Genomic DNA, 21,262 nt, shown 5'->3' with positions numbered 1-21,262 from the left:
CGCCCGTCAGCGGGCGAGCGGTTCGAGCGCCGCGCGCAGCGCGTCGGGCAGCGGCACCGGGCGGCGCGTGCCGCGATCGACGTACACGTGCACGAAATGCCCCTGCGCGGCCGGCGACGGCTGCCCGGCCGCGAACAGCCCGATCTCGTAGCGCACGCTCGACGTGCCGAGCTTCGCGACGCGCAGCCCGGCGTCGACCGACTGCGGAAACACGAGCGGCGCGAAGTAGTTGCACTGCGTCTCGACCACCAGCCCGATCGTCTGTCCGTGCTCGACATCGAGCACGCCCGCGCGGATCAGGTATTCGTTCACGACGGTGTCGAAGTAGCTGTAGTAGACGACGTTGTTCACGTGCCCGTAGACGTCGTTGTCCATCCAGCGGGTCGTGATCGGCAGGAAGTGGGGATAGGCGTCGCGCGGACGCGGCTGCGGCTTGTCGGACATGGCGATGGCGGTCAGGACGAGGATGGCGACGCGGGCCGGCGAACGGCAGGCTGCCGCGGCGCCGCGGATGAAATGGCGCAAGCCGGGCGGGCGGTCACTGCCCCGCTCGGTCGACGAATTCGAAATCGAGGCCGCGCGCGCGCATCCAGTCGGCGAGCGCATAGCCGGTGCCGGCGCGCCACGGGCGCAGCAGCGGCGGATCGACGAGCCGGTATTCGAGCAGCTCCGGCGACAGCGCGACGGTGCCCGATGCGCGCACGTGGTACGCGATGATCAGTTCGTTCTTGCGGATGAATTCATAGACGCCGACCAGCGTGACCTGCTCGGCCTTCAGCGCGGTTTCCTCGAGCAGCTCGCGCGCGATGCCGTCCTCGGGCGTTTCGCCGTTCTCGAGGAAGCCGGTGATCAGCGCGAACATCCCTTCCGGCCAGGCCGCGTTGCGCGCGAGCAGGATCTTGCCGTCGAGTTCAACGATCGCGGCCACCACCGGCAGCGGATTGTTCCAGTGCACGTAGCCGCACACGTCGTCCGGGCAAGCCTGGCGGATGCGGCCGCCCTCGTGTTCGGGATCGGCGCGCTCGGTCAGCGAGCGCGCGCAGCGCGGGCAAAAGCGGTAGTCGGCAGTGGTCATCGAAAGGGATCTGGCGAGCGTCCGGCGGCCGTGTGCAGGCCGCGTGGCGCGCCCGCTCGGCGCTGGAAAGGCTTCATTCTAGCGAGTTTGCCGCGCCGCAGATGATCCGGCCCCGACGCCGTCAGGGTCGCGCGCGTCCGCTTGCGGCGGTCGCCGCGAAACCGGCCGCGCCGACCAGCAGCGCACCCGCCGCGACCCACAGCGCGGGCGAGAACGACCCGAAGCGCGCGGTGAGCGGCGCCGCGACGAGCGGGCCGAGAATCTGCCCGACCCCGTACGACGCGGTCGCATAACCCATCAGCCCGGCCGCACGCTCGCCATGCAGCCGGCGCGCTTCGCGCATCGCGAACAGCGTGATCGCGGTGAACGGCAGCCCGAGCAGCGCGCTGCCGACCGAGAAGCCGGCCGCGTTCGGCCACACGATGCCCGCCGCGATGCCGAGCGCCTGCGTCGCGCAGCCGGCCGCGAGCAGCAGCCGGTTGTCCCAGTGGCCGGGCAGCCGCGCGGCGGCGATCGCGCCGACGATCAGCGCCGCGCCGAACATCGGCCAGAACAGGTCCGGCCACGGCGAGCCGGCCGGCAGCGCGGCGCGCGCGATCACCGGCAGGAACGTCGCGGTGATGATGTAGCCGAAGCCCGGCATCCCGTACAGCACGACGAGCCACGCGGCATCGGCCCGGTGGCGCCGCGCGTCGGCCGGCGCGGCTGCGGCGACCGCATGCCGAGCGGGTGCGGCCGGCTGCCCGGCGACGGCCGGCGCATCGCCGAAGATGCGCCAGATCGCGACGGACAGCACCGCCGACAACGCCGCGAAGCCCAGCCAGCCGGGCGCCGCGCGGTGTCCGGCCAGCGCGCTGCCGATCAGCCCGGTGAGCACGATCCCGACGCCCGGCCCCGCGTAGATCACCCCGCTCCACTCGGGCGCGTGCAGCTCCGCCAGACGCCGCAGCCCCCATTGCGACACGAATACGAACGTCCACGCACTGACGACGCCCGCGACGAAGCGCACGACGAGCCAGACGGACAGCAGATGACCGACGCCCATCGCGGCGGTCAGCAGCACCGTGGCGGCAAGCCCGACGCGCACCATCCGCGCGGGCGCGATCTTCAGCGCCGCGCAGCTGACCGCGCCGACGAAATAGCCGGCGTAGTTCGCCGACGCGAGCCAGCTGCCGGCCTTCAGGCCGATCGAGCCGTCGGCGAGCATCAGCGGCAGCAGCGGCGTGAACGCGAAGCGGCCGACGCCGAGCGCGACCGCCAGCCCGATCATGCAGGCAAGCGCGGCCGTGCGCGCGCGGCGGTCGGCAGCGTCGGACAGGTGCGCGCCGGGAGCGGCGCTCGGAGCATCGGAACGGGACATGGCGGCATGGGCCGCGCGCAGCGCGCGCCGGCCGGAACGGGAATCGGAATGCGTGTATCGTAGCTTGACCAAACGTTCTTGAAAAATGAATAATCAAGAATTCAACTATCTCCCGGAGAGAATTATGGATCTGGCGGCGCTGGCGATTTTCCGGGCCGTCGTGCGCGAGAACGGCGTGACGCGCGCGGCGGCGAAGCTCAATCGCGTGCAGTCGAACGTGACGACACGCATCAAGCAGCTCGAAGAGGAGCTGGGCGCGGCGCTGTTCGTGCGCGACGGCCGCCGGCTCGTGCTCACGCCGGCCGGCCACACGCTGCTGCCGTATGCGGAACGGCTGCTCGCGCTGGCCGACGAGGCGCGCGACGCGGTGCGCGAGGACACGCCGCGCGGGCGGCTGCGGCTCGGCACGATGGAAAGCACCGCCGCGAGCCGCCTGCCGACCGTGCTCGCGCGCTATCACCATGCGTGGCCCGACGTGTCGCTGGAGCTCGTCACCGGCACGACCGGCTGGCTGATCGACAAGGTGCGCGATTTCGAGATCGATGCGGCGCTGTTCGCGCGGCCGCCCGCGCCGGACACGCTGCCCGACACGTTCGAGACCGTGCCGGTCTACCGTGAAGACCTGGTGCTGCTGACCCCGCGCGGCCATCCGCCGGTGCGCACGCCGCGCGACGTGATCCTGCCGACGCTGATCGCGTTCGAGCGCGGCTGCACGTACCGGAAATACGTCGAGCAATGGTATGCGCAATACGGGATGAAACCCGCGCGGGTGCTCGAACTCGGCTCGTATCACGCGATCGTCGCGTGCGTCGCGGCCGGCGCGGGAATCGCGGTCGCGCCGCGCTCGGTGCTCGACCTGCAGCCCGAGACCGGCAACGTCGCCGCGCACACGATCGCCGAACTCGAAGGGATCGACACGCTGCTCGCGTGGCGGCACGGTTACGCGTCGGCGGCGCTCGCCGCGCTGCGCGATGCGCTTGGCGACGCCGCGCATGCCACGCACGCCGCGCGGCAGGCAGCCGATCCGGCCAGCGCGCCGGCGGTGGCGCCGGCCTGAGGCGGCGGTTCTGGCAAGCGGTGCGCGTTCACCGCGCCCCGCCCCCAAAACGAAACGACCCGACCGGCCAACGCCGATCGGGTCGTTTTTCATCGAACGCGATGCGGTCAGCGAGACCGCATCGCATCGGCCGTGACGATCAAAGACGCGCTTCGACCCAGCCCTTGACGCCTGCGAGCGCGTCCGGCAGGTTCGCCGGTTCCGTGCCGCCTGCCTGCGCCATGTCCGGACGGCCGCCGCCCTTGCCGCCGACCTGCTGCGCGACGAAGTTCACGAGCTCGCCGGCCTTGACCTTCTTGCTCGCGTCGGGCGTGACGCCCGCGATCAGGCTGACCTTGCCGCCTTCGACGGCCGCGAGCACGATCGCCGCGCGCTTCAGCTTGTCCTTCAGCTTGTCGACCGTTTCGCGCAGCGTCTTCGCATCCGCGCCGTCGAGCGTCGCGGCCAGCACGTACACGCCGCCGACTTCGACGGCCTGCTGTGCGAGCTCATCACCCTGGCTCGATGCGAGCTTCGACTTCAGCGCGCCCAGCTCCTTCTCGAGCGACTTCACCTGGTCCTGCACCTGCGCGATACGCTGCGTGAGTTCCGACGGCTGCGCCTTCAGCGCGGCGGCCGCTTCGTTCACGCGGGCGTCGAGATCCTGCACGAAACGCACCGCGTTGTCGCCGGTGATCGCCTCGACGCGGCGGATGCCGGCCGCGACGCCGCCTTCGACGACGATCTTGAAGAAGCCGATGTCGCCGGTGCGGCTCACGTGCGTGCCGCCGCACAGCTCGCGCGAGAAGCCGAGATCGAGCACGCGCACTTCGTCGCCGTACTTCTCGCCGAACAGCGCCATCGCGCCGCCCTTCACCGCTTCGTCGTACGGCAGCACGCGCACGATGCCCGGCGCGTTCGCGAGGATTTCGTTGTTGACGATCTGCTCGACGCGACGGATTTCGTCGTCGGTCATCGGTGCGTTGTGCGCGAAGTCGAAGCGGGTTTTCTCCGCGTCGACGAGCGAGCCCTTCTGCTGCACGTGCGCGCCCAGCACCTCGCGCAGCGCCTTGTGCATCAGGTGGGTCGCCGAGTGGTTGCGCTGCGTGCGGGCACGGCGGTGCGCGTCGATTTCCGCGCGCAGCACGTCGCCGACCTTGAGCGTGCCCTGTTCGAGCGTGCCGTGATGGCCGATCACGTCGGCCTGCACCTTCAGGGTATCGGCCACCGCGAAGCGCGTCGCGGCGTTCGCGAGCACGCCCTGGTCGCCGACCTGGCCGCCCGATTCCGCATAGAACGGCGTGTGATCGAGCACGACGACCGCATCCTGGCCGGTCTTCACTTCGTTGACCGACGCGCCGTCGACGTACAACGCGACGACCTTCGCATCGTCGAACGCGATTTCCTCGTAACCGTGGAACGTGGTCTTCGCGCCCGTGTATTCGAGGCCCTGCGCGGCCTTGAACTTGCCGGCCGCGCGCGCCTGCTCGCGCTGACGCGCCATCGCGTCGTCGAACGCCGGCTCGTCGACCGTCATCCCGCGCTCGCGGCACACGTCGGCCGTCAGATCCAGCGGGAAGCCGTACGTGTCGTGCAGCTTGAACGCGAGTTCGCCGTCGAGCACCTTGCCGCCCTTCGCCTCGACGTCGGCCAGCGCGGCGTCGAGGATCGACATCCCGTGCTCGATCGTCTCGAAGAAGCGCTCTTCTTCCTGGCGCAGCACGTCGGTCACGCGCTGTTCGGCTTCCTTCAGTTCCGGGTACGCCGCGCCCATCTCCACGACGAGGTCGGCCACCAGCTTGTGGAAGAACGAACCCTTGCGGCCGAGCTTGTAGCCGTGGCGGATCGCACGGCGCACGATGCGGCGCAGCACGTAGCCGCGGCCTTCGTTGCCGGGAATCACGCCGTCGACGATCAGAAACGAGCACGCGCGGATATGATCGGCGATCACCTTCAGCGAGTTGTTCGTGAGGTCGCTGATCTCGGTCACGCGCGCGGCGGCCTTGATCAGGTTCTGGAACAGGTCGATCTCGTAGTTGCTGTGCACGTGCTGCAGCACCGCGGCCAGGCGCTCGAGGCCCATGCCGGTGTCGACCGACTGCTTCGGCAGGCGCGTCATGTTGCCCTGCGCGTCGCGGTTGAACTGCATGAACACGAGGTTCCAGATCTCGATGTAGCGATCGCCGTCTTCTTCGGCGGATCCCGGCGGGCCGCCCCACACTTCCGGGCCGTGGTCGTAGAAGATTTCGGTACACGGGCCGCACGGGCCGGTGTCGCCCATCGTCCAGAAGTTGTCCGACGCGTAGCGCGCGCCCTTGTTGTCGCCGATCCGGATGATCCGCTCGGTCGGCACGCCGACTTCCTTCGCCCAGATGTCGTACGCTTCGTCGTCTTCCTGGTAGACGGTGACCCACAGCTTTTCCTTCGGCAGCTGGTAGACCGTGGTCAGCAGCTCCCACGCGAAGCGGATCGCGTCGTGCTTGAAGTAGTCGCCGAACGAGAAGTTGCCGAGCATCTCGAAGAACGTGTGGTGGCGCGCCGTATAGCCGACGTTCTCGAGGTCGTTGTGCTTGCCGCCCGCGCGCACGCTGCGCTGCGCCGTGGTGGCGCGCGAGTACGGACGCGGGTCCGTGCCGAGGAACACGTCCTTGAACTGGACCATGCCCGAGTTCGTGAACATCAGCGTGGGGTCGTTACCGGGCACGAGGCTCGACGAGCGGACGATCGTGTGGCCCTTCGATTCGAAGAATTTGAGGAATTTCTCGCGGATTTCGGCAGCTTTCATGGCGTGCGGGGAATGTCTGGCTGAGCGGCTTCAAACGCCGGCCGTCCTCGCGGACGCACGGCGGGCAAATATCGTAAACGCTCGATTATACGATAGAGACTGCCGCCCCAAACGGCAGCGGCCCGCCCGGCCGGACGAGCGGCCTGGGCCACCGGTGCGGCCGATTCGCCTTAAGATGTCCGGCATGCCAATCCGCCTTGTCCTGCAAGGCGAGCCACGAAAGGAGACGATTCGACGATGGGTGCCCTGAGCCATATCCGCGTGCTGGACCTCACCCGCGTGCTCGCGGGCCCGTGGTGCGCGCAGACGCTTGCCGATTTCGGCGCGGACGTGATCAAGGTCGAGCGCCCCGGCGCCGGCGACGACACGCGCCACTGGGGGCCGCCGTACCTGAAGGACGCGGCCGGCGCCGATACGGCCGAGGCCGCGTACTACCTCGCGGCGAACCGCAACAAGCGCTCGGTGACGGTCGACATCGCGACGCCCGAGGGCCAGCAGATCGTGCGCGAGCTCGCCGCGCAGAGCGACGTCGTGCTCGAGAACTACAAGGTCGGGCAACTGAAGAAGTACGGGCTCGATTACGAATCGCTGCGCACGGTGAAGCCCGATCTCGTCTACTGCTCGGTCACGGGTTTCGGCCAGACCGGCCCGTACGCGCACCGCGCGGGCTACGACTTCATCGTGCAGGGGATCGGCGGCTTCATGAGCATCACCGGCGAGCGCGACGGCGAGCCGGGCGGCGGCCCGCAGAAGGCCGGCGTCGCGATCGCCGATCTCGCGACGGGCCTCTATTCGACGATCGCCGTGCTCGCGGCGCTCGCGCACCGCGATCGCACGGGCGAAGGCCAGTACATCGACATGGCGCTGCTCGACGTGCAGGTCGCGCTGCTCGCGAACATGAACACCAACTTCCTCGCGAGCGGCAAGGCGCCGGTGCGCTGGGGCAACGCGCATCCGAACATCGTGCCGTACCAGACGTTCCAGACGAGCGACGGGTGGATCATCGTCGCGGTCGGCAACGACGGGCAGTTCCGCAAGTTCGTCGAAGCCGGCGGGCGCCCCGAGCTGGCGGACGACGAGCGGTTCGCGACGAACCCGGCGCGCGTGCGTCACCGCGACACGCTGGTGCCGATGCTCGCGGAGATGGTGAAGACGCTCGGCAAGGCGCACTGGATCGCCGCGCTCGAAGCGGCCGGCGTGCCGTGCGGGCCGATCAACGCGCTCGACGAGGTGTTCGACAACGAACAGGTGATCGCGCGCGGGATGCAGGTATCGTTGCCGCACCCGTGCGGCGCGGACGTGAAGCTCGTGCGCAATCCGATCCGGATGAGCGCGACGCCGCCCGATGCGCGCACCGCCCCGCCGCTGCTCGGCGCGCAGACGGAAGACGTGCTGCGCGACATGCTCGGCTACGACGATGCGCGGATCGCCGCGCTGAAGGCGAAGCAGGCAATCTGATCGCACCGGCACGGCAGCCGCGCGGCGCCCCTTCGGGCACGCGCGGCGAAGTACAGGGATGCCGCCGGGCGACGAACGAACCGGTTGGCTGACCGGTCGACGCGCACTCGCGCCGGCCCGCTGGTGCCGCCTGGTGCCGCCTGGTACTGCTTGGGCCGGCTAACACCCGCCAACGCCACTTCCGCAAGCTAACGCGCAAGCACGTCGAGCCAGCCGCGCGCGGCCGGCCAGTCGCCGAGCCCGCTGTCCGCGTTGATGTGGCCGCGCGGGCCGAGATCGCGGAAGGTGCTGCCCCAGGCGTGCGCGCAGCCGCGCGCGAACGCGATCGAACCGTACGGATCGTCGCTGCTCGCAACGACGCAGGTCGGAAACGGCAGTCGTTCGTGCGGCACCGGCCCGAAGCCGTGCGCGTCGGCCGGAAACGCCGGCCCCGCCGGATCGGGCAACGCGACGAGCAGCGCGCCGCGCACCTTCGCGAGCGCGGCCGGCCGCGCGTAGCGGGTTGCCCACCACGCGGTGGTCAGCGTGCCGAGGCTGTGCGCGGCGATCGTCACCGGGCCCGGTGCGGCTTGGACCGCGCGGTCGAGCGCGAGACACCAGCCGTTGCGCGACGCACGGTCCCAGTCGGGCATCGCGACGCGCACGAAACGCGCGTCGGCGCGCTCCCAGCGGCTTTGCCAGTGGAGTGGACCGGAGTTGCCGTAGCCCGGCAGCACGAAAACGAGAGAATCGCTCATGGAAGATTCGTCGACGCAGGGTGTCGTTATGTGACGTCGACGAAGTGTCGCACACCCGCCCCTCCCTGAGGCTGCCTGTCGAATCGCGCAGTGGGTGTGCGGAGAATGAACGGGTCGTGACGCGCCGCAGACGCCATCAGGACCAACCGGCGCTCATGCGCGCCGGCTTCGGTCAGCGCACGCCGGCGCCGACCAGGCCGCCTGCCGCTGCGCCGGCGACCGTGCCGACCGGGCCGCCCGTGATCAGGTAGCCGAGCGCGCCGCCCGCGGCCGCGCCGATACCGGCATTACGCTGCGTATGCGTCATCGCGCATGCGCCGAGTTGCGACAGAGCCGCGACGATGACTGCGGTACGAACGAGAAAAGTGGTCTTCTTCATCATGATTGTTGGCTTCCTCCCGCCAGGAAAAAATTACGGATGGCGGCATTGAATCGGTAAAGCCATCATAGGAAAACCCCAACGGCGCCGGCAATCCGATTTACCTCGTGTTACAGCCGACACACTATCGAGATATTGCGCGACACATCCCGAACCGTCCCCTGTCATGCCGCAACCCGCGCGGGACGGACCCCGGTCAGGTAGAATTGCAGGATTAAACCGGCGCGACGCGCCGACACAACCTGACGCCATCCGCATGAGCACCGAACGCAACGACGCCCCCGCGGCTTCCAATTTCATCCGCAACATCATCGACGACGACAACCGCACCGGTAAATGGAGCGGGCGCGTCGAGACGCGCTTTCCGCCCGAGCCGAACGGCTATCTGCACATCGGCCACGCGAAGAGCATCTGCCTGAACTTCAGCGTCGCGCGCGACTACGGCGGCGTGTGCCACCTGCGCTTCGACGACACGAATCCGGAAAAGGAAAGCGTCGAATACGTCGACTCGATCGTCGACGCGGTGCGCTGGCTCGGCTTCGACTGGCGCAAGGACGCGGTCGATCACCAGTATTTCGCGAGCGACTACTACGACAAGCTGTACGCGTTCGCCGAGTTGCTGATCCAGCGCGGCCGTGCGTACGTCGACAGCCAGAGCGCCGACGAAATGCGCGCGAACCGCGGCTCGCTGATCGATGGCGGCAAGCCGTCGCCGTTCCGCGAGCGCTCGCCCGAGGAAAACCTCGACCTGTTCCGCCGGATGAAGGCAGGCGAATTCAAGGAAGGCGAGCACGTGCTGCGCGCGAAGATCGACATGGCTTCGCCGAACATGAACATGCGCGACCCGGTGATCTACCGGATCCGCTACGCGCACCACTACCGCACCGGCGACGCATGGTGCGTGTATCCGATGTACGACTACACGCACTGCATCTCGGATGCGCTCGAAGGCATCACGCATTCGCTGTGCACGCTCGAGTTCGAGGATCACCGCCCGCTGTACGACTGGGTGCTGAACGAACTCGCGGAAGCCGGCATGTTCACGCGTCCGCTGCCGCAACAGATCGAATTCTCGCGACTGAACCTCACGTACGCGATCACCAGCAAGCGCAAGCTGCTGCAGCTCGTGACCGAAGGCCACGTCGAAGGCTGGGACGACCCGCGCATGCCGACGATCGTCGGGATCCGCCGCCGCGGCTTCACGCCGGAGAGCATCCATCTGTTCTGCGAGCGCATCGGCGTGACGAAGGTCGATTCGTGGATCGACATGAGCGTGTTCGAAGGCGCGCTGCGCGACGACCTCGACGACAAGGCGCCGCGCTCGGTCGCCGTGCTCGAACCGCTGAAGCTCGTGATCGACAACTATCCGGCAGACCTCGAGGAAGCGTGCACGGCCCCCGTGCATCCGCACCATCCGGAGCGCGGCGTGCGCACGTTCCCGATCTCGCGCGAGCTGTGGATCGAGCGCGAGGACTTCGTCGAGAATCCGCCGAAGGGCTATTTCCGCCTGTTCCCGGGCAACAAGGTGCGTCTGCGCTACGGCTACGTGATCGAATGCACGGGCTTCGACAAGGACGCCGACGGCAACGTGACGGCCGTGCACTGCAACTACTTCCCGGACAGCAAGTCGGGCACCGAAGGCGCGAACAACTACAAGGTCAAGGGCAACATCCACTGGGTCAGCGCGAAGCATGCGCAGGCGGCCGAAGTGCGCATCTACGACCGGCTGTTCAAGGAGCCGCATCCGGACGCGGGCGGCGCGAACTTCCTCGATGCGCTGAACCCGAACTCGAAGAAGATCACGCAGGCCTACGTCGAACCGGGCGCCGGCGACGTCGCACCGGAAACGCGCCTGCAGTTCGAGCGTCACGGCTATTTCGTCGCCGACCGCGTCGATTCGAAGCCGGGCAAGCCGGTGTTCAACCGGATCGTCGGGCTGCGCGACAGCTGGGGCAAGCCGGCCTGACGGCCTGCTCCGCGCGCGCCGCGAGCCGTCAGGCTCCCGGCGCGCGACGATAAAAAAACCGGCCTGCGGGCCGGTTTTTCATTGCGTGCCGACGATCGCGGCGGCAGCGGGCACCCCGCGCTCACGCGCCGGTCAACTGCCGATGCAATTCCGCGAGCGACAGCGTCGTACGAAACAGCCGCGCAAGGCTGCGGCTCGCATACGCGTCGACGTCGCCCGGCACGGTCCAGCGATACGCGTCCATCTCCGGAATCAGCGAGCCGTCGCGACGGCTCGGAAACAGCGACGTGCACGTGCAGTGCGCAGGGTCGATCTCGTCATCCGCGACCTGCACCGCGAACAGGTGCAGATCCTTGTCGTGACGATAGGCGAAGCGGCCGAGATCGCGCAGCCGCGCGGGCGCGAATTCGATGCCGGTTTCCTCGCGCAGCTCCCGCAGCGCGGCGTCGACCGGCGTCTCGCCGGGCTCGCCCTGCCCCTTCGGAATGTCCCAGTGCGTCGTGTCCGTCGCATGCGCGAGGAACACGCGTCCGGCCGCATCGAGAATCACGACGCCGCACGATACCGTACGCGGCGTGCGCGGCGCACCGCTGCGCTTCATGGCACGCGCGCTCAGCGCTTCTGCAACTGCCACTTGCCCGCGCCGGTCTTGCAGAAGACCGGCTTGAGCGTCATCGTCTGGCCCTTCGCGGTGATTTCGGTGGCGATCTCGCGGCAGGTCTTGCCGTCGCTCTCGGACGTCGACGGCGTGAGCCTGGCATCGATCTGCGTGCCGCGACCGCTGCTCTGCCACGTCGTGGTCTCGCCGTCCTTGCCCTCGTCGCGCACCTGCGCGACAGCCTGGGTCAGCGACGCACGGTCGGTCTTGCTGAAGTAGGTCAGCGGCGTGTCGTTCAGGAAGCCCAGGTTGCTTTGCGCATGGGCGGGCAGCATCGCGGCTGCACACGCGGCGCCGGCCAGCACGCGCGTAACGACGGAAACGGATGCACGCATCGACATGTGTTGTTCTCCTTGGATGTTCGATCGAACGGCGCGGCACGCGGCCGGCGAACCGGGAGCCGGCCCTCCGGCACGCGCCACGCCTGTCAGCGAGCGAGCATAGCATGCGTGCCGCAAAGGCCGTGTTCTAGTGCACCGCCGACGTCGCCGCCGGCTGATATCCGTCAGTCAGCGTGTTCAGGAACGCGATCACGTCCTTGATCTCGGCCGCGTTCAGCGCCGGTGCGTCGCCGCGCTTGCGGTCGAACGGCGGCTCGCGGTTGATGTTCGGCCAGTAGCGCTTCGGCAGGTCGTCGTAGATCTGCACCTTGCCGTGCACCACCGGATAGAACTTCTCCGGATGGATGTCGCGCTCGACGTAGAAGCGCATCACGTCCTCGAGCGAGTGGTACACGCCGTTGTGGAAGAACGTCTTGCGCAACGCGACGTTGCGCAGCGACGGCGTGCGGAACAGCCCGCAGAATTCGTCGCGGCCCTTCAGGTCGGTGCGCTCGGGGCCGCATGCGCCGAGATCGTGGAAGCGCGGATCGCGATTGACCGGCAGCGCGCGGTTGCGCGGCACCGCGATCGCGATCAGGCCGAAATCGCTGAACTGCGGCGGCGTGCCGTCGAGCGCGCGCTGGCTGATGTGGCAGCTCGCGCAATTGCCCTTCTTCTCGTCGTTGAAAAGCTGCAGCCCGTGCAATTCGGCCGGCGTGAGCGGCGCACGGCCCGCGAGGTACGCGTCGTACTTGCTCGTATAGGGCGAGAACAGCTCGGGCGTCTGCTCGAACGTCTCGAGCGCGCGCAGCACGGCCTTGAACGTGCCCGCGTCGTCGTCGAGCACCTTCACGCCGAACACCGCGCGAAACTCGTCCGCATACGGCGCGGCCTTCACGGCCTGCGCGACCTTCGCGGGCGTGCTGTTCATCTCGAACGGCGACGTGAGCGGAATGCGCGCCTGCTCGGCGCCCGTGTCGACACGGCCGTCCCACGTGAGGCCGCCGGTCGGGCCGGCGTCGACGCTCTCGTCGCCTTCGTCGTCGGAGTCGTGGAAGTGCTCGGTGAATTGCGGCACGCCCTGCAGGTACTTGAGCGACGGCACCGCGCGAAAGCCCGGACGCTTCATGTCGTCGCCGCCCAGCTGCACCGCCAGCGCATTCGGCGGCCCGAACGCGTGCTCGGGGCTGTGGCACGACGCGCACGCAAGCTTGCCGGAACCTGACAGTGTAGGGTCGAAGAAAAGTTGCTTGCCGAGCGCCGTCATCCGGCGCACGCCTTCGTAAACTTGCGCGCGGGTCTGCGGCTGGTTCGCGGCGACCACCGGGCCGCTCGCGGCAATCGTTGCGGACGCAACCGGTTGTACGGCACCCGATGCACTGGATGCGCTCGCAACCTGTGCGGACGGCGTGCCGGCACCCGGCTGCGCGTCACAGCCGGCAAGCGTTGCAAGCGCGGTAGCCAGCGCGAATGCGCTGGTCAGATGCAGCCGCGAGCGCGCAAATGCGCCGGCTGCCGGTTGGCGAGGCTTCATCGATTCGGAGGAAAGTGGGTTCATGAGCGGCCGGAGTTTATGTCAGCCGCATGACCGCTCCATGACGCCCCACCGACAGCCAATCGAAAGGACGCCTACACTTGCCTGTCAAATCGCACCCTCAAAATACTGACAGCCGGACACGCGACGGTCATCTTCGAGAACCGGCCGCAAACCGATGCTCCGGTCCCCCACGCGACAAGAGAGATGAGAGTACAACGCATGAAAAACCACGCCTGGATTCGCTTTACGCCGATCGCCGTTGCCGCGGCGGCCGCCCTCACCGCCTGCGGCGGCGACGACGTGCAGCCGCAAGGTCTGTCGACGGTGAAGAACGTCGTCGTGATCTATGCGGAAAACCGCAGCTTCGACAACCTGTACGGTAACTTCCCGGGCGCGAACGGCCTGCAGAACGTGACGGCGGCCAGCGCGCAGCAGAAGGACCGCAACGGCCAGCCGCTCGCGACGCTGCCGAAAGTCTGGGGCGGCCTGACCGCGAAGGGCGTGACGCCCGCCGTGACCGAAGCGATGACGGCCAACCTGCCGAACGCGCCGTTCGCGATCGACGACCCGAACGGGTTCAACACGTCGATGAGCGTGACGACGCGCGACCTGTATCACCGCTTCTACGAGAACCAGATGCAGATCAACGGCGGCAAGAACGACATGTTCGCCGCATGGGCCGACTCCGGCGGCCTCGTGATGGGCCACTACACGCCCGACGCGACGAAGCTGCCGCTGTGGAAGATCGCGCAGCAATACACGCTCGCCGACAACTTCTTCATGGGCGCGTTCGGCGGCTCGTTCCTGAACCACCAGTACCTGATCTGCGCGTGCGCGCCGTTCTACGCGAACGCCGACAAGAGCCCGGCATCCGGCTCGATCTCGGCCGTCGCGGCAGACGGCAAGTCGCTACAGCTCGCGAGCAACTCGCCGGCGTCCGCGCTCGACGGCATTCCGAAGTTCGTGAACTCGGGCAACCTGACACCCGACTTCTACGCGATCAACACGATGCAGCCGCCGTATCAGCCGAGCGGCAACAAGGCCGCATCGGGCGGCGACCCGAACCTCGCCGACCCGTCGGCCGCGACGACGCTGCCGGCGCAGACGCAGCAGAACATCGGCGACCTGATGACCAATGCCGGCGTGTCGTGGGCATGGTACGGCGGCGCATGGAACCAGGCGCTGCAGGCGGCGCAAAGCGGCACGGCGGACGTGATCTACGGCCCGAACATGACGGCGCCGAACTTCCAGCCGCACCACCAGCCGTTCAACTACTACGCGAACCAGGCGCCGGGCAGCACGAGCCGCGCGCAACACTTGCTCGACGGCGGCACCGACGGCAGCGAGTTCATCAAGGCGATCGACGCGGGCACGCTGCCGCAAGTGTCGTTCTACAAGCCGCAGGGCAACCTGAACGAACACGCGGGCTACACGGACGTGTCGAGCGGCGACCAGCACATCGCGAACGTGATCGCGCACCTGCAGGCAAGCCCGCAGTGGAAGAACATGGTCGTGGTCGTCACGTACGACGAAAACGGCGGCTTCTGGGATCACGTGTCGCCGCCGAAGGGCGATCGCTGGGGCCCGGGCACGCGGATCCCGGCGCTGATCGTGTCGCCGTACGCGAAGAAGGGTTTCGTCGACCACACGCAATACGACACGGCGTCGATCCTGCGCTTCATCACGCGCCGCTTCTCGCTGCCGCGCCTCACGGGCCTGCAGCAGCGCGACGACGCGCTGAAGGCGAACGGCGCGCAGCCGATGGGCGACCTGACGAACGCGCTCACGCTGTCGCCGAACCTGTAACGGTACGACCAGGAACGGCCGGCGCGATGCCGGCCGCGCATGACGAAGGGCGGCTTAGGCCGCCCTTTGTTCGTTCTGCCCGCGCGCCTCGCTCCGGCAGGTCCGGCGTCATGCCCGCTCCTCGCTCATGCCTGCGCGAAGTCGGCGTCATCGAGCGCGATGGCCAGAATCATCGCGCGGGAATTCGGCGGCACCGGCCGTCCGGTCGGGCGGAACACGTCATCCCCGCACGCAATCCGCGCGCCCGTCAGCGCGCAGACACCCGCATGCCGTGCGCGCCCGGGCTTCCAGTGCTGCTCGCCGAAGTGCGCACGCCCCGGTTCGACCCAGCGCACGACCAGCAACTGCGCCGAGCGCTCGAGCACCTGCACCTGCGGCCGCCCCGCCGACGCTTGCGGACTGCCGAGCGCCGCGGCCAGGATCATCGCATTCGGATCGGCCGGTGCATGCCCGCGCGGGCTGAAGACGGCGTCGCCGCACACGATCTTCTCGCCGGACAGCGCGCAACGGCCCGAGCGGCATGCCCGCCCGGGCGTCCAGCGCTGTTCCGCGCCGCCCGACGCCAGCCAGCGCACGATCAGCACCTCGTCCGAATAAGCGAGCACCTGCACGCGCGCATTCATTCGACACCCTGCATCGTGCACGCATTCGACGCCGCACGCGCCGCGGCACGCACGCTACCACCCATACTTCAGCTCGACGCCCGCATAGTCGGCGTTGTGCCCGCCCGCCTGCCGGATCGTGTTGCCAACCTGGAAATGCACGGCCTCGATCGATCCGATCAGGTTCGCGGCGATCGTCCAGTCCGCGCGCAACTGCACGTACATGCCCGTCCACCGGCTGCCCTTGCCCGCCGTGCCCGGCACCGGTATGCTCGGCTGCTGATAGACGGCGTCCCCGGTCGTCTCGCGCCACTGGAAGCCCAGCGCGCCGAGCAGCGACAGGTTCGCCGACGGTTTCAGCGTCACGGACGGCTTCACGTGAATCAGGTTCGCGTAGCTCGTATAGCCGGCGAGCGTGAAGTAATAGCCGTTCGGGAACAGCGGGTTGAACGTGCCGACGCGGCCGTCGCCCGGGTGCCGGTCGCCCGACGCCGCGTCGACCTGCAGCGCGATGCGCGGCGACCACGGCGCATCGAGCTTGTAGCCCGCGATCGAACCGACGGCCCACGCGCCGATCGTGCTGTTGCCGACGGTGCCGGACTGCAGCATCGTTTCGACATCCCAGTCGAAGCGCCCTTGCGTGCCGCTGTAGCGCAGGTCCCACACGTCGCGACGTTCGGGGCCGCTCGCATCGAGGTAACGCGAATTGGTACGGTTGTAGCGCGACCAGTAGCCGGACAGGTCGCCGGGTCCGACCGACTGCCGCTCGAAGCGCACGCCGCTGAACGTGAGATCGCGATTCGACACGTCGTCGAAATCGGACGCGTTGCGGTTCTGCACCGGCTGCGTCGCGTAGCCGATGAAGCGCCACTTCCCGTATTCGTAGGCGGCCCAGACCGCATCGAACGCCTGCCGCACGTTCGGACCGTCGCGCGTGGCAATGAAGCGCTGCAAGTCGAACGCCATCTCCTGCCGGCCGACACGGAGCTTGAACACGCCGCCGCCGAGCGCGCCCGTGTAGGTCGCGAACGCCTGTTCGAGATCGAGCGGGTTCTGGTCGACCGGCGACACCACGTTCTTGCCGTACGCACGCGCATCCTGCAACTGCGCGAAGAACTGCCAGTGCTGGCCGAGATGCGCATCGGCATGCACTTCGACGCGCTGGATCAGGTACGTATCCGATTGCGCGGAGCCGATCCCGAACAGCTGCGCGTTGTTGGTCTCCAGCCGCTCGCGCAGGTTCACGCCGAGCGACAGATAGGACGCCGGATCGTTGCCGAGCGGAATGTATTTCAGCCCGTCGAGCGGCTGGCGCGGCACGCACGGATTCGCGAGCACCGACCAGTCTTCCTGCCAGCGGTTGAACAGCACGGCCGGCCGCTTGGCGGTGCAGGCCGAAGCCGTGCCGTCGGCCACGGGTGTCGATGTCGATGTCGACGTTGCTTGTGCGAACGCCGCATCGGCGCCCGCGAACAGCAGCCCCGCGACGATCGACAGGCGCGCGGCCCGATCGGTGCGGCGGTTGCGGTATCTCCCCTGTGTCACCGGGATCATGCATGCTCCTGCTTGACGGTGCCGACCGCTTGCGCCGCGCACGCCGCGAGCATCGCGAGCGCGCCGACGGGCACGAGCAGCGCCCAAAATCCGACCTGACGAAACCCGAGCGCACCACCTGCCGCGCCGAGCGCGAACGCGACGATCGCCGGCAGCATCTTGCCGAAGCGCGCCCGCGCCGCCGCACGCGCGCTGTCGGCCGTGCTGCCCGACAGCATGTCGACGACGTCGAGGATCGCCTGCGTCACGTTGCCGGTCATCACGGTGTTCGGCACGCCGGCACGCGGGATCACGCGCGGGTGCGCGTTCTGCACGCCCATCGCGAACGTGCCGACGATGCCGGCCACGAGCGCCGGCAGGCTGTCGGGCTGCGTGACGGGCGACGCCCACACGCCGGCCGCGCAGAAGCCGAGCAGCAGCACGGCCTGCACCGCGTGCAGCGCGCGCGTGCCCTGCCACGCCGGCCGCGCGGCCATCGAGCGCGCGATCAGGCTGCTCGCGATCACGCCGCACACGAACGCCGGAAACACGCTCAGCTTCAGCACGACGCCCTGGCCGAACCCCGCGATGCCCGCGCCGATCAACACGAAGTTGCCCGTCACGTGCGCGGTGAACAGCCCGAACAGCGCGACGAAGCTCAGCGTGTCGACGAAGCCGGCCACCGCGGCAAGGATCGTGTCCTCATGCTTCATCGTGCCGCGCTCGCGTGGATCTCGGCGACGTAGCCGCCCGGAAACTGCACGAGCGCCGCTTCGCGGCCGTCCGATGCGAACGGCGGCACGAGCACGGTCACGCCCGCGGCTTCGGCCTGCTTCAGCGTCGCGGCAAGATCGGTCACTTCGTAGCCCGTCATCTCGCGGCCGAACGGGTAAGGCAGATGGCCGTCGGTCACGAGCACCGTCAGCTTGCCGAAGCCCGACTCGACGCGGATGCGGCGATACGTATCGTCGGGCCGGCCGATTTCGACGCCGGGCGCCTTGCGCACGTCCGACACGACCTTGCCGTGCGAGAACGCGACGAAGTCGCGCACCAGCACGTCCGCGCGTTCCGGCGACACGTACACGCGGTTCTCCGGCACCGTCTGCAGCGCGTCGTAGTTCGGCGCCTGCGTATGCCAGTAGAGCTGCATGTTCACGCCGCCCGGCCAGCGGATGATCGCGTCGCGGCCGATCGGATCGGGGAACGTATCGACGACCACGTCCGCGCCGTGCGCACGCGCCGACTTCATCGCGACGTCGAGATCGGTGACGAGGTAGCCGGTGCGCTCCGAGCAGAACGGATACGGAATCGGCGTCTTGAAGCCGAACACCGACACCGTGCCGACCGGCGTGAGCACGAGCTGCGACATCGTCTGGCTCGGCGTCGGCGTGACCTGGAACACGCCCTGCTTCGACTTCTTGCCGCCGAAGGTCGCGACGAAGCTGTCGGTGAAGCGGTCGAAATCTTCCGGCGCGACGCACACGTGCGTCGTGTCGTACTGCGGGCCGACCGCGATCGCGGGCGTCGCGACGGCCTTCCCGACCGGCGTCTTCGCGAAGGCTACCGGCGCGACGGCGAGGCCGCCCGCGATCATCGCGGCAAGCAGCACTGAACGAATGGATTTCATCACGGGATTCCCTGGTTGTTGCATCGTCATCGAATGGAGCGGCCGTCGTCGGCCGCGTACTGCGCATCGTCGAGCACGGTCGCCAGCACGAGTGCCGCGATCAGCCCGAGATGCTCGAAAAAGCTGTTGAGCGCCATGAAATGTTCGGCGCCCGAGCGATTCCAGAAATCGTTTGCCACGACCATCGCGACGAGCGTCAGCATGCCGAGGCTGCCGGCGCCGAGCCACGTGAAGCGGCGAAACACTATGCACAGCGAACCGCCGATCTCGACCGCGATCGCGAGCACCGCCCACAGCGCGGCCGGATGCAGGCCGAAGTGCGCCTGCTCCGCGACCGCGCCGTCGAAATCGAGCGCCTTCGCAATGCCGCCGATCAGAAAGGCGGACACCAGCGCGAGACGCGCGAGCGGCAAGGCCCATGGCTGCGACAGCAGCGCACGGACCCATGCCGGGTTGCCGTAGACGGTGCGCGTCGTCATGTCAGACCGCCCAGCACGAACAGCCGAACGCACCCCAGAAGCCCTTCGCGTCCGAGGTCGGCAACGCGCGGCCCCACGCGCCCGCGTGTGCATGGCCGTGCACGTTGCACGCGCTCGCGCAGCCGCACATCGCGGCGGCGGCGGCCCGTTGCAGCGGTGCGCCGTCGCGTTGCGTCGCGCCCCAGCCGCCGTAACCGCCGTATGCGCGCACCGGCGACCAGTCCGGCATCGCGGGCGGAATCGGCGCGTCGTGCGACGAAAACGGCCCGGCGCCCCACACGATCCGGCCGCCCACGATCGTCAGCAATGCAGTCGTGTCGACGATATCGTCCTCCGCACATGTGAAGAAATCGCGATCCGGGACGACCAGGTCGGCGAGCTGCCCGACCGCGATACGCCCTTTCTTGCCTTCCTCGTTCGAGAACCACGTCACGTACTCGGTCCACATGCGCAACGCGGTTTCGCGATCGAGCAGGTTGCGCTGCGGATATATGCGCATCCCGCCGACCGTCTTGCCCGTCACGAGCCATGCGAGCGACACCCACGGGTTGTACGACGCGACGCGGGTCGCGTCGGTGCCGGCCGATACCTTGAGCCCCTTGCCGAGCATCTTCGCGACAGGCGGCGTCGCTTCCGCCGCCTGCGCGCCGTAGCGCTCGACGAAGTACTCGCCCTGGTACGCCATCCGATGCTGCACCGCAACGCCGCCGCCGAGCGCCGCGATCCGGTCCATCGACTTCTCCGAGATCGTTTCCGCATGATCGAAGAACCAGTTCAGCCCGTCGAGCGGAATATCGCGGTTCACCTTCTCGAACACGTCGAGCGCGCGGCTGATCGTTTCGTCGTAGGTGGCATGCATGCGCCACGGCCAGCGGTTCTGCGCGAGCACGCGCACGACGCCTTCGAGATCGTCTTCCATCTGCGCGGGCAGATCCGGACGCGCGACGCGGAAGTCCTCGAAATCGGCCGCGGAAAACACCAGCATCTCGCCCGCGCCGTTGTTGCGGAAATAGTCGGTGCCGTCGTGATATTTGACGCTCTTCGTCCAGTTCACGAAGTCTTCCTTCTCCGCGTTCGGCTTCTGCGTGAACAGGTTGTACGCGATGCGCACCGTCATCTCGCCCGCATCGTGCAGCTTGCGGATGACTTCGTAATCGTCGGGATAATTCTGCGAGCCGCCGCCCGCGTCGATCACGCCGGTCACGCCGAGCCGGTTCAGCTCGCGCATGAAGTGACGCGTCGAGTTGTACTGATAGTCGAACGGCAGCTTCGGCCCCTTCGCGAGCGTCGCATAGAGGATCGACGCGTTCGGGTTCGCGAGCAGCAGGCCCGTCGGGTTGCCCGCTTCGTCGCGCAGGATCGTGCCGCCCGGCGGCTCCGGCGTGTCCTTCGTATAGCCGACGACGCGCAGCGCGGCCGCGTTCAGCAGCGCACGGTCATACAGGTGCAGGATGAACACCGGCGTATCGGGCGCGACCGCATTGAGTTCGTCGATCGTCGGCAGGCGCTTCTCCGCGAACTGATGCTCGGTGAAGCCGCCGACCACGCGCACCCATTGCGGCGCCGGCGTGATCGCGACCTGCTGCTTGAGCATCTCCATCGCGACGGCGAGCGAGCGCACGCCGTCCCAGCGCAGCTCGAGGTTGTAGTTCAGCCCGCCGCGAATCACGTGCGTGTGGTTGTCGATCAGGCCCGGCAGCACCGGGCGCCCGTCGAGATCGACCACCTTCGTCGCACGGCCGGCGAGCGGCATGATGTCCGTGTTGCTGCCGACCGCGACGAAGCGGCCGTCCTTGATCGCGACGGCAGTCGCGACGGGGTTCGCACGGTCGAGCGTCGTGATGCGCCCGTTGTGCAGGATGAGATCCGGTTGAGTATCGGTTGCGCTCATGGTATGTCCTCGA

The 21,262-nt window shown here is 68.3% G+C and carries 19 protein-coding genes and 1 pseudogene; 4 read left to right on the top strand and 16 right to left on the bottom strand.

Going from position 1 to position 21,262, the window contains the following annotated elements; translation table 11 throughout:
- Window positions 1–6: 6 nt before the first annotated feature.
- The 3 genes from DCN14_RS21900 to DCN14_RS21890 all read right to left on the bottom strand — a co-directional run bounded on the left by DCN14_RS21900 (window position 7) and on the right by DCN14_RS21890 (window position 2,435).
- Window positions 7–444 carry a thioesterase family protein gene (locus DCN14_RS21900; protein ID WP_096506927.1) on the bottom strand — a complete coding sequence of 146 codons (438 nt, stop codon included), beginning with the start codon at window positions 442–444 and terminating at the stop codon, window positions 7–9.
- Between the two features lie 94 nt (window positions 445–538).
- Window positions 539–1,075, bottom strand: a complete 537-nt coding sequence (locus tag DCN14_RS21895) for an NUDIX domain-containing protein (RefSeq protein WP_096506893.1) — start codon at window positions 1,073–1,075, stop codon at window positions 539–541.
- 121 nt (window positions 1,076–1,196) lie between these two features.
- Window positions 1,197–2,435, bottom strand: a complete 1,239-nt coding sequence (locus tag DCN14_RS21890) for a YbfB/YjiJ family MFS transporter (protein WP_096506928.1) — start codon at window positions 2,433–2,435, stop codon at window positions 1,197–1,199.
- 124 nt (window positions 2,436–2,559) lie between these two features.
- On the opposite strand from DCN14_RS21890, the gene DCN14_RS21885 reads away from it, so the two are divergent.
- Window positions 2,560–3,492, top strand: a complete 933-nt coding sequence (locus tag DCN14_RS21885) for a LysR family transcriptional regulator (protein ID WP_096506894.1) — start codon at window positions 2,560–2,562, stop codon at window positions 3,490–3,492.
- Window positions 3,493–3,631: 139 nt separating this feature from the next.
- Here DCN14_RS21885 and alaS read toward each other — a convergent pair whose 3' ends face one another.
- The gene (gene alaS / locus DCN14_RS21880) at window positions 3,632–6,256 is read right to left on the bottom strand and encodes an alanine--tRNA ligase (protein WP_096506895.1); all 2,625 of its coding nucleotides are present in this window, start codon (window positions 6,254–6,256) and stop codon (window positions 3,632–3,634) included.
- A gap of 237 nt (window positions 6,257–6,493) precedes the next feature.
- On the opposite strand from alaS, the gene DCN14_RS21870 reads away from it, so the two are divergent.
- Entirely contained in the window at window positions 6,494–7,714 is a 1,221-nt protein-coding gene (locus DCN14_RS21870) for a CaiB/BaiF CoA-transferase family protein (RefSeq protein WP_096506896.1), read from the top strand.
- Between the two features lie 188 nt (window positions 7,715–7,902).
- Here the strand turns inward: DCN14_RS21870 and DCN14_RS21865 are convergent, their stop codons facing one another.
- The gene (locus tag DCN14_RS21865; RefSeq protein WP_096506897.1) at window positions 7,903–8,451 is read right to left on the bottom strand and encodes an alpha/beta hydrolase; all 549 of its coding nucleotides are present in this window, start codon (window positions 8,449–8,451) and stop codon (window positions 7,903–7,905) included.
- Between the two features lie 172 nt (window positions 8,452–8,623).
- Complete coding sequence (locus DCN14_RS21860; RefSeq protein ID WP_006497729.1) at window positions 8,624–8,833, bottom strand: ornithine acetyltransferase; 210 nt, start codon at window positions 8,831–8,833, stop codon at window positions 8,624–8,626.
- Between the two features lie 253 nt (window positions 8,834–9,086).
- Here DCN14_RS21860 and DCN14_RS21855 point away from each other — a divergent pair, with 253 nt between their 5' ends.
- Window positions 9,087–10,796: a glutamine--tRNA ligase/YqeY domain fusion protein gene (locus DCN14_RS21855; RefSeq protein WP_096506898.1), complete on the top strand. Its 1,710-nt coding sequence runs from the start codon at window positions 9,087–9,089 to the stop codon at window positions 10,794–10,796.
- A 121-nt stretch (window positions 10,797–10,917) separates the two neighbouring features.
- On the opposite strand, the gene DCN14_RS21850 is transcribed toward DCN14_RS21855, so the two are convergent.
- From DCN14_RS21850 to DCN14_RS21840, 3 genes are all read right to left on the bottom strand, one after another.
- On the bottom strand, window positions 10,918–11,397 hold the full coding sequence (locus DCN14_RS21850; RefSeq protein WP_096506899.1) for an NUDIX hydrolase: 480 nt from the start codon (window positions 11,395–11,397) through the stop codon (window positions 10,918–10,920).
- Window positions 11,398–11,408: 11 nt separating this feature from the next.
- Entirely contained in the window at window positions 11,409–11,795 is a 387-nt protein-coding gene (locus tag DCN14_RS21845) for a hypothetical protein (RefSeq protein WP_096506900.1), read from the bottom strand.
- A gap of 127 nt (window positions 11,796–11,922) precedes the next feature.
- Window positions 11,923–13,308 (bottom strand): cytochrome c peroxidase, encoded by a 1,386-nt coding sequence (locus DCN14_RS21840; RefSeq protein ID WP_096506901.1) that lies wholly within the window; start codon window positions 13,306–13,308, stop codon window positions 11,923–11,925.
- A gap of 207 nt (window positions 13,309–13,515) precedes the next feature.
- Between DCN14_RS21840 and DCN14_RS21835 the strand changes: the two genes are divergently transcribed.
- On the top strand, window positions 13,516–15,117 hold the full coding sequence (locus DCN14_RS21835) for an acid phosphatase (protein WP_346265278.1): 1,602 nt from the start codon (window positions 13,516–13,518) through the stop codon (window positions 15,115–15,117).
- Between the two features lie 125 nt (window positions 15,118–15,242).
- Here the strand turns inward: DCN14_RS21835 and DCN14_RS38750 are convergent, their stop codons facing one another.
- The 7 genes and pseudogenes from DCN14_RS38750 to DCN14_RS21805 form a co-directional block, all read right to left on the bottom strand.
- Window positions 15,243–15,542, bottom strand: coding sequence for a DUF3331 domain-containing protein (locus DCN14_RS38750; protein ID WP_239007748.1), 300 nt, complete (start codon window positions 15,540–15,542; stop codon window positions 15,243–15,245).
- Between the two features lie 39 nt (window positions 15,543–15,581).
- Window positions 15,582–15,740: pseudogene (locus DCN14_RS38745) on the bottom strand (DUF3331 domain-containing protein); the annotation flags it as partial.
- 54 nt (window positions 15,741–15,794) lie between these two features.
- Window positions 15,795–17,273, bottom strand: a complete 1,479-nt coding sequence (locus tag DCN14_RS21825; protein WP_096506904.1) for an alginate export family protein — start codon at window positions 17,271–17,273, stop codon at window positions 15,795–15,797.
- Entirely contained in the window at window positions 17,270–17,965 is a 696-nt protein-coding gene (locus tag DCN14_RS21820) for a YoaK family protein (protein ID WP_096506905.1), read from the bottom strand. Before DCN14_RS21820 ends, DCN14_RS21825 begins: the two co-directional genes overlap by 4 nt.
- Window positions 17,962–18,879 (bottom strand): glyoxalase, encoded by a 918-nt coding sequence (locus DCN14_RS21815; RefSeq protein ID WP_096506906.1) that lies wholly within the window; start codon window positions 18,877–18,879, stop codon window positions 17,962–17,964. The genes DCN14_RS21820 and DCN14_RS21815 overlap by 4 nt, the downstream gene beginning before the upstream one ends.
- A 26-nt stretch (window positions 18,880–18,905) precedes the next feature.
- Complete coding sequence (locus DCN14_RS21810; RefSeq protein ID WP_096506907.1) at window positions 18,906–19,358, bottom strand: DoxX family protein; 453 nt, start codon at window positions 19,356–19,358, stop codon at window positions 18,906–18,908.
- Between the two features lies 1 nt (window position 19,359).
- Window positions 19,360–21,249, bottom strand: a complete 1,890-nt coding sequence (locus tag DCN14_RS21805; RefSeq protein WP_096506908.1) for an amidohydrolase — start codon at window positions 21,247–21,249, stop codon at window positions 19,360–19,362.
- Between the last annotated feature and the right edge of the window lie 13 nt (window positions 21,250–21,262).

The sequence above is a fragment of the Burkholderia sp. IDO3 genome, assembly GCF_003366075.1.
Lineage (GTDB): Bacteria > Pseudomonadota > Gammaproteobacteria > Burkholderiales > Burkholderiaceae > Burkholderia > Burkholderia anthina.
The sequence above is the reverse complement of the archived record's forward strand: the minus strand, read 5'-3'. Positions and strand labels throughout refer to the sequence as shown.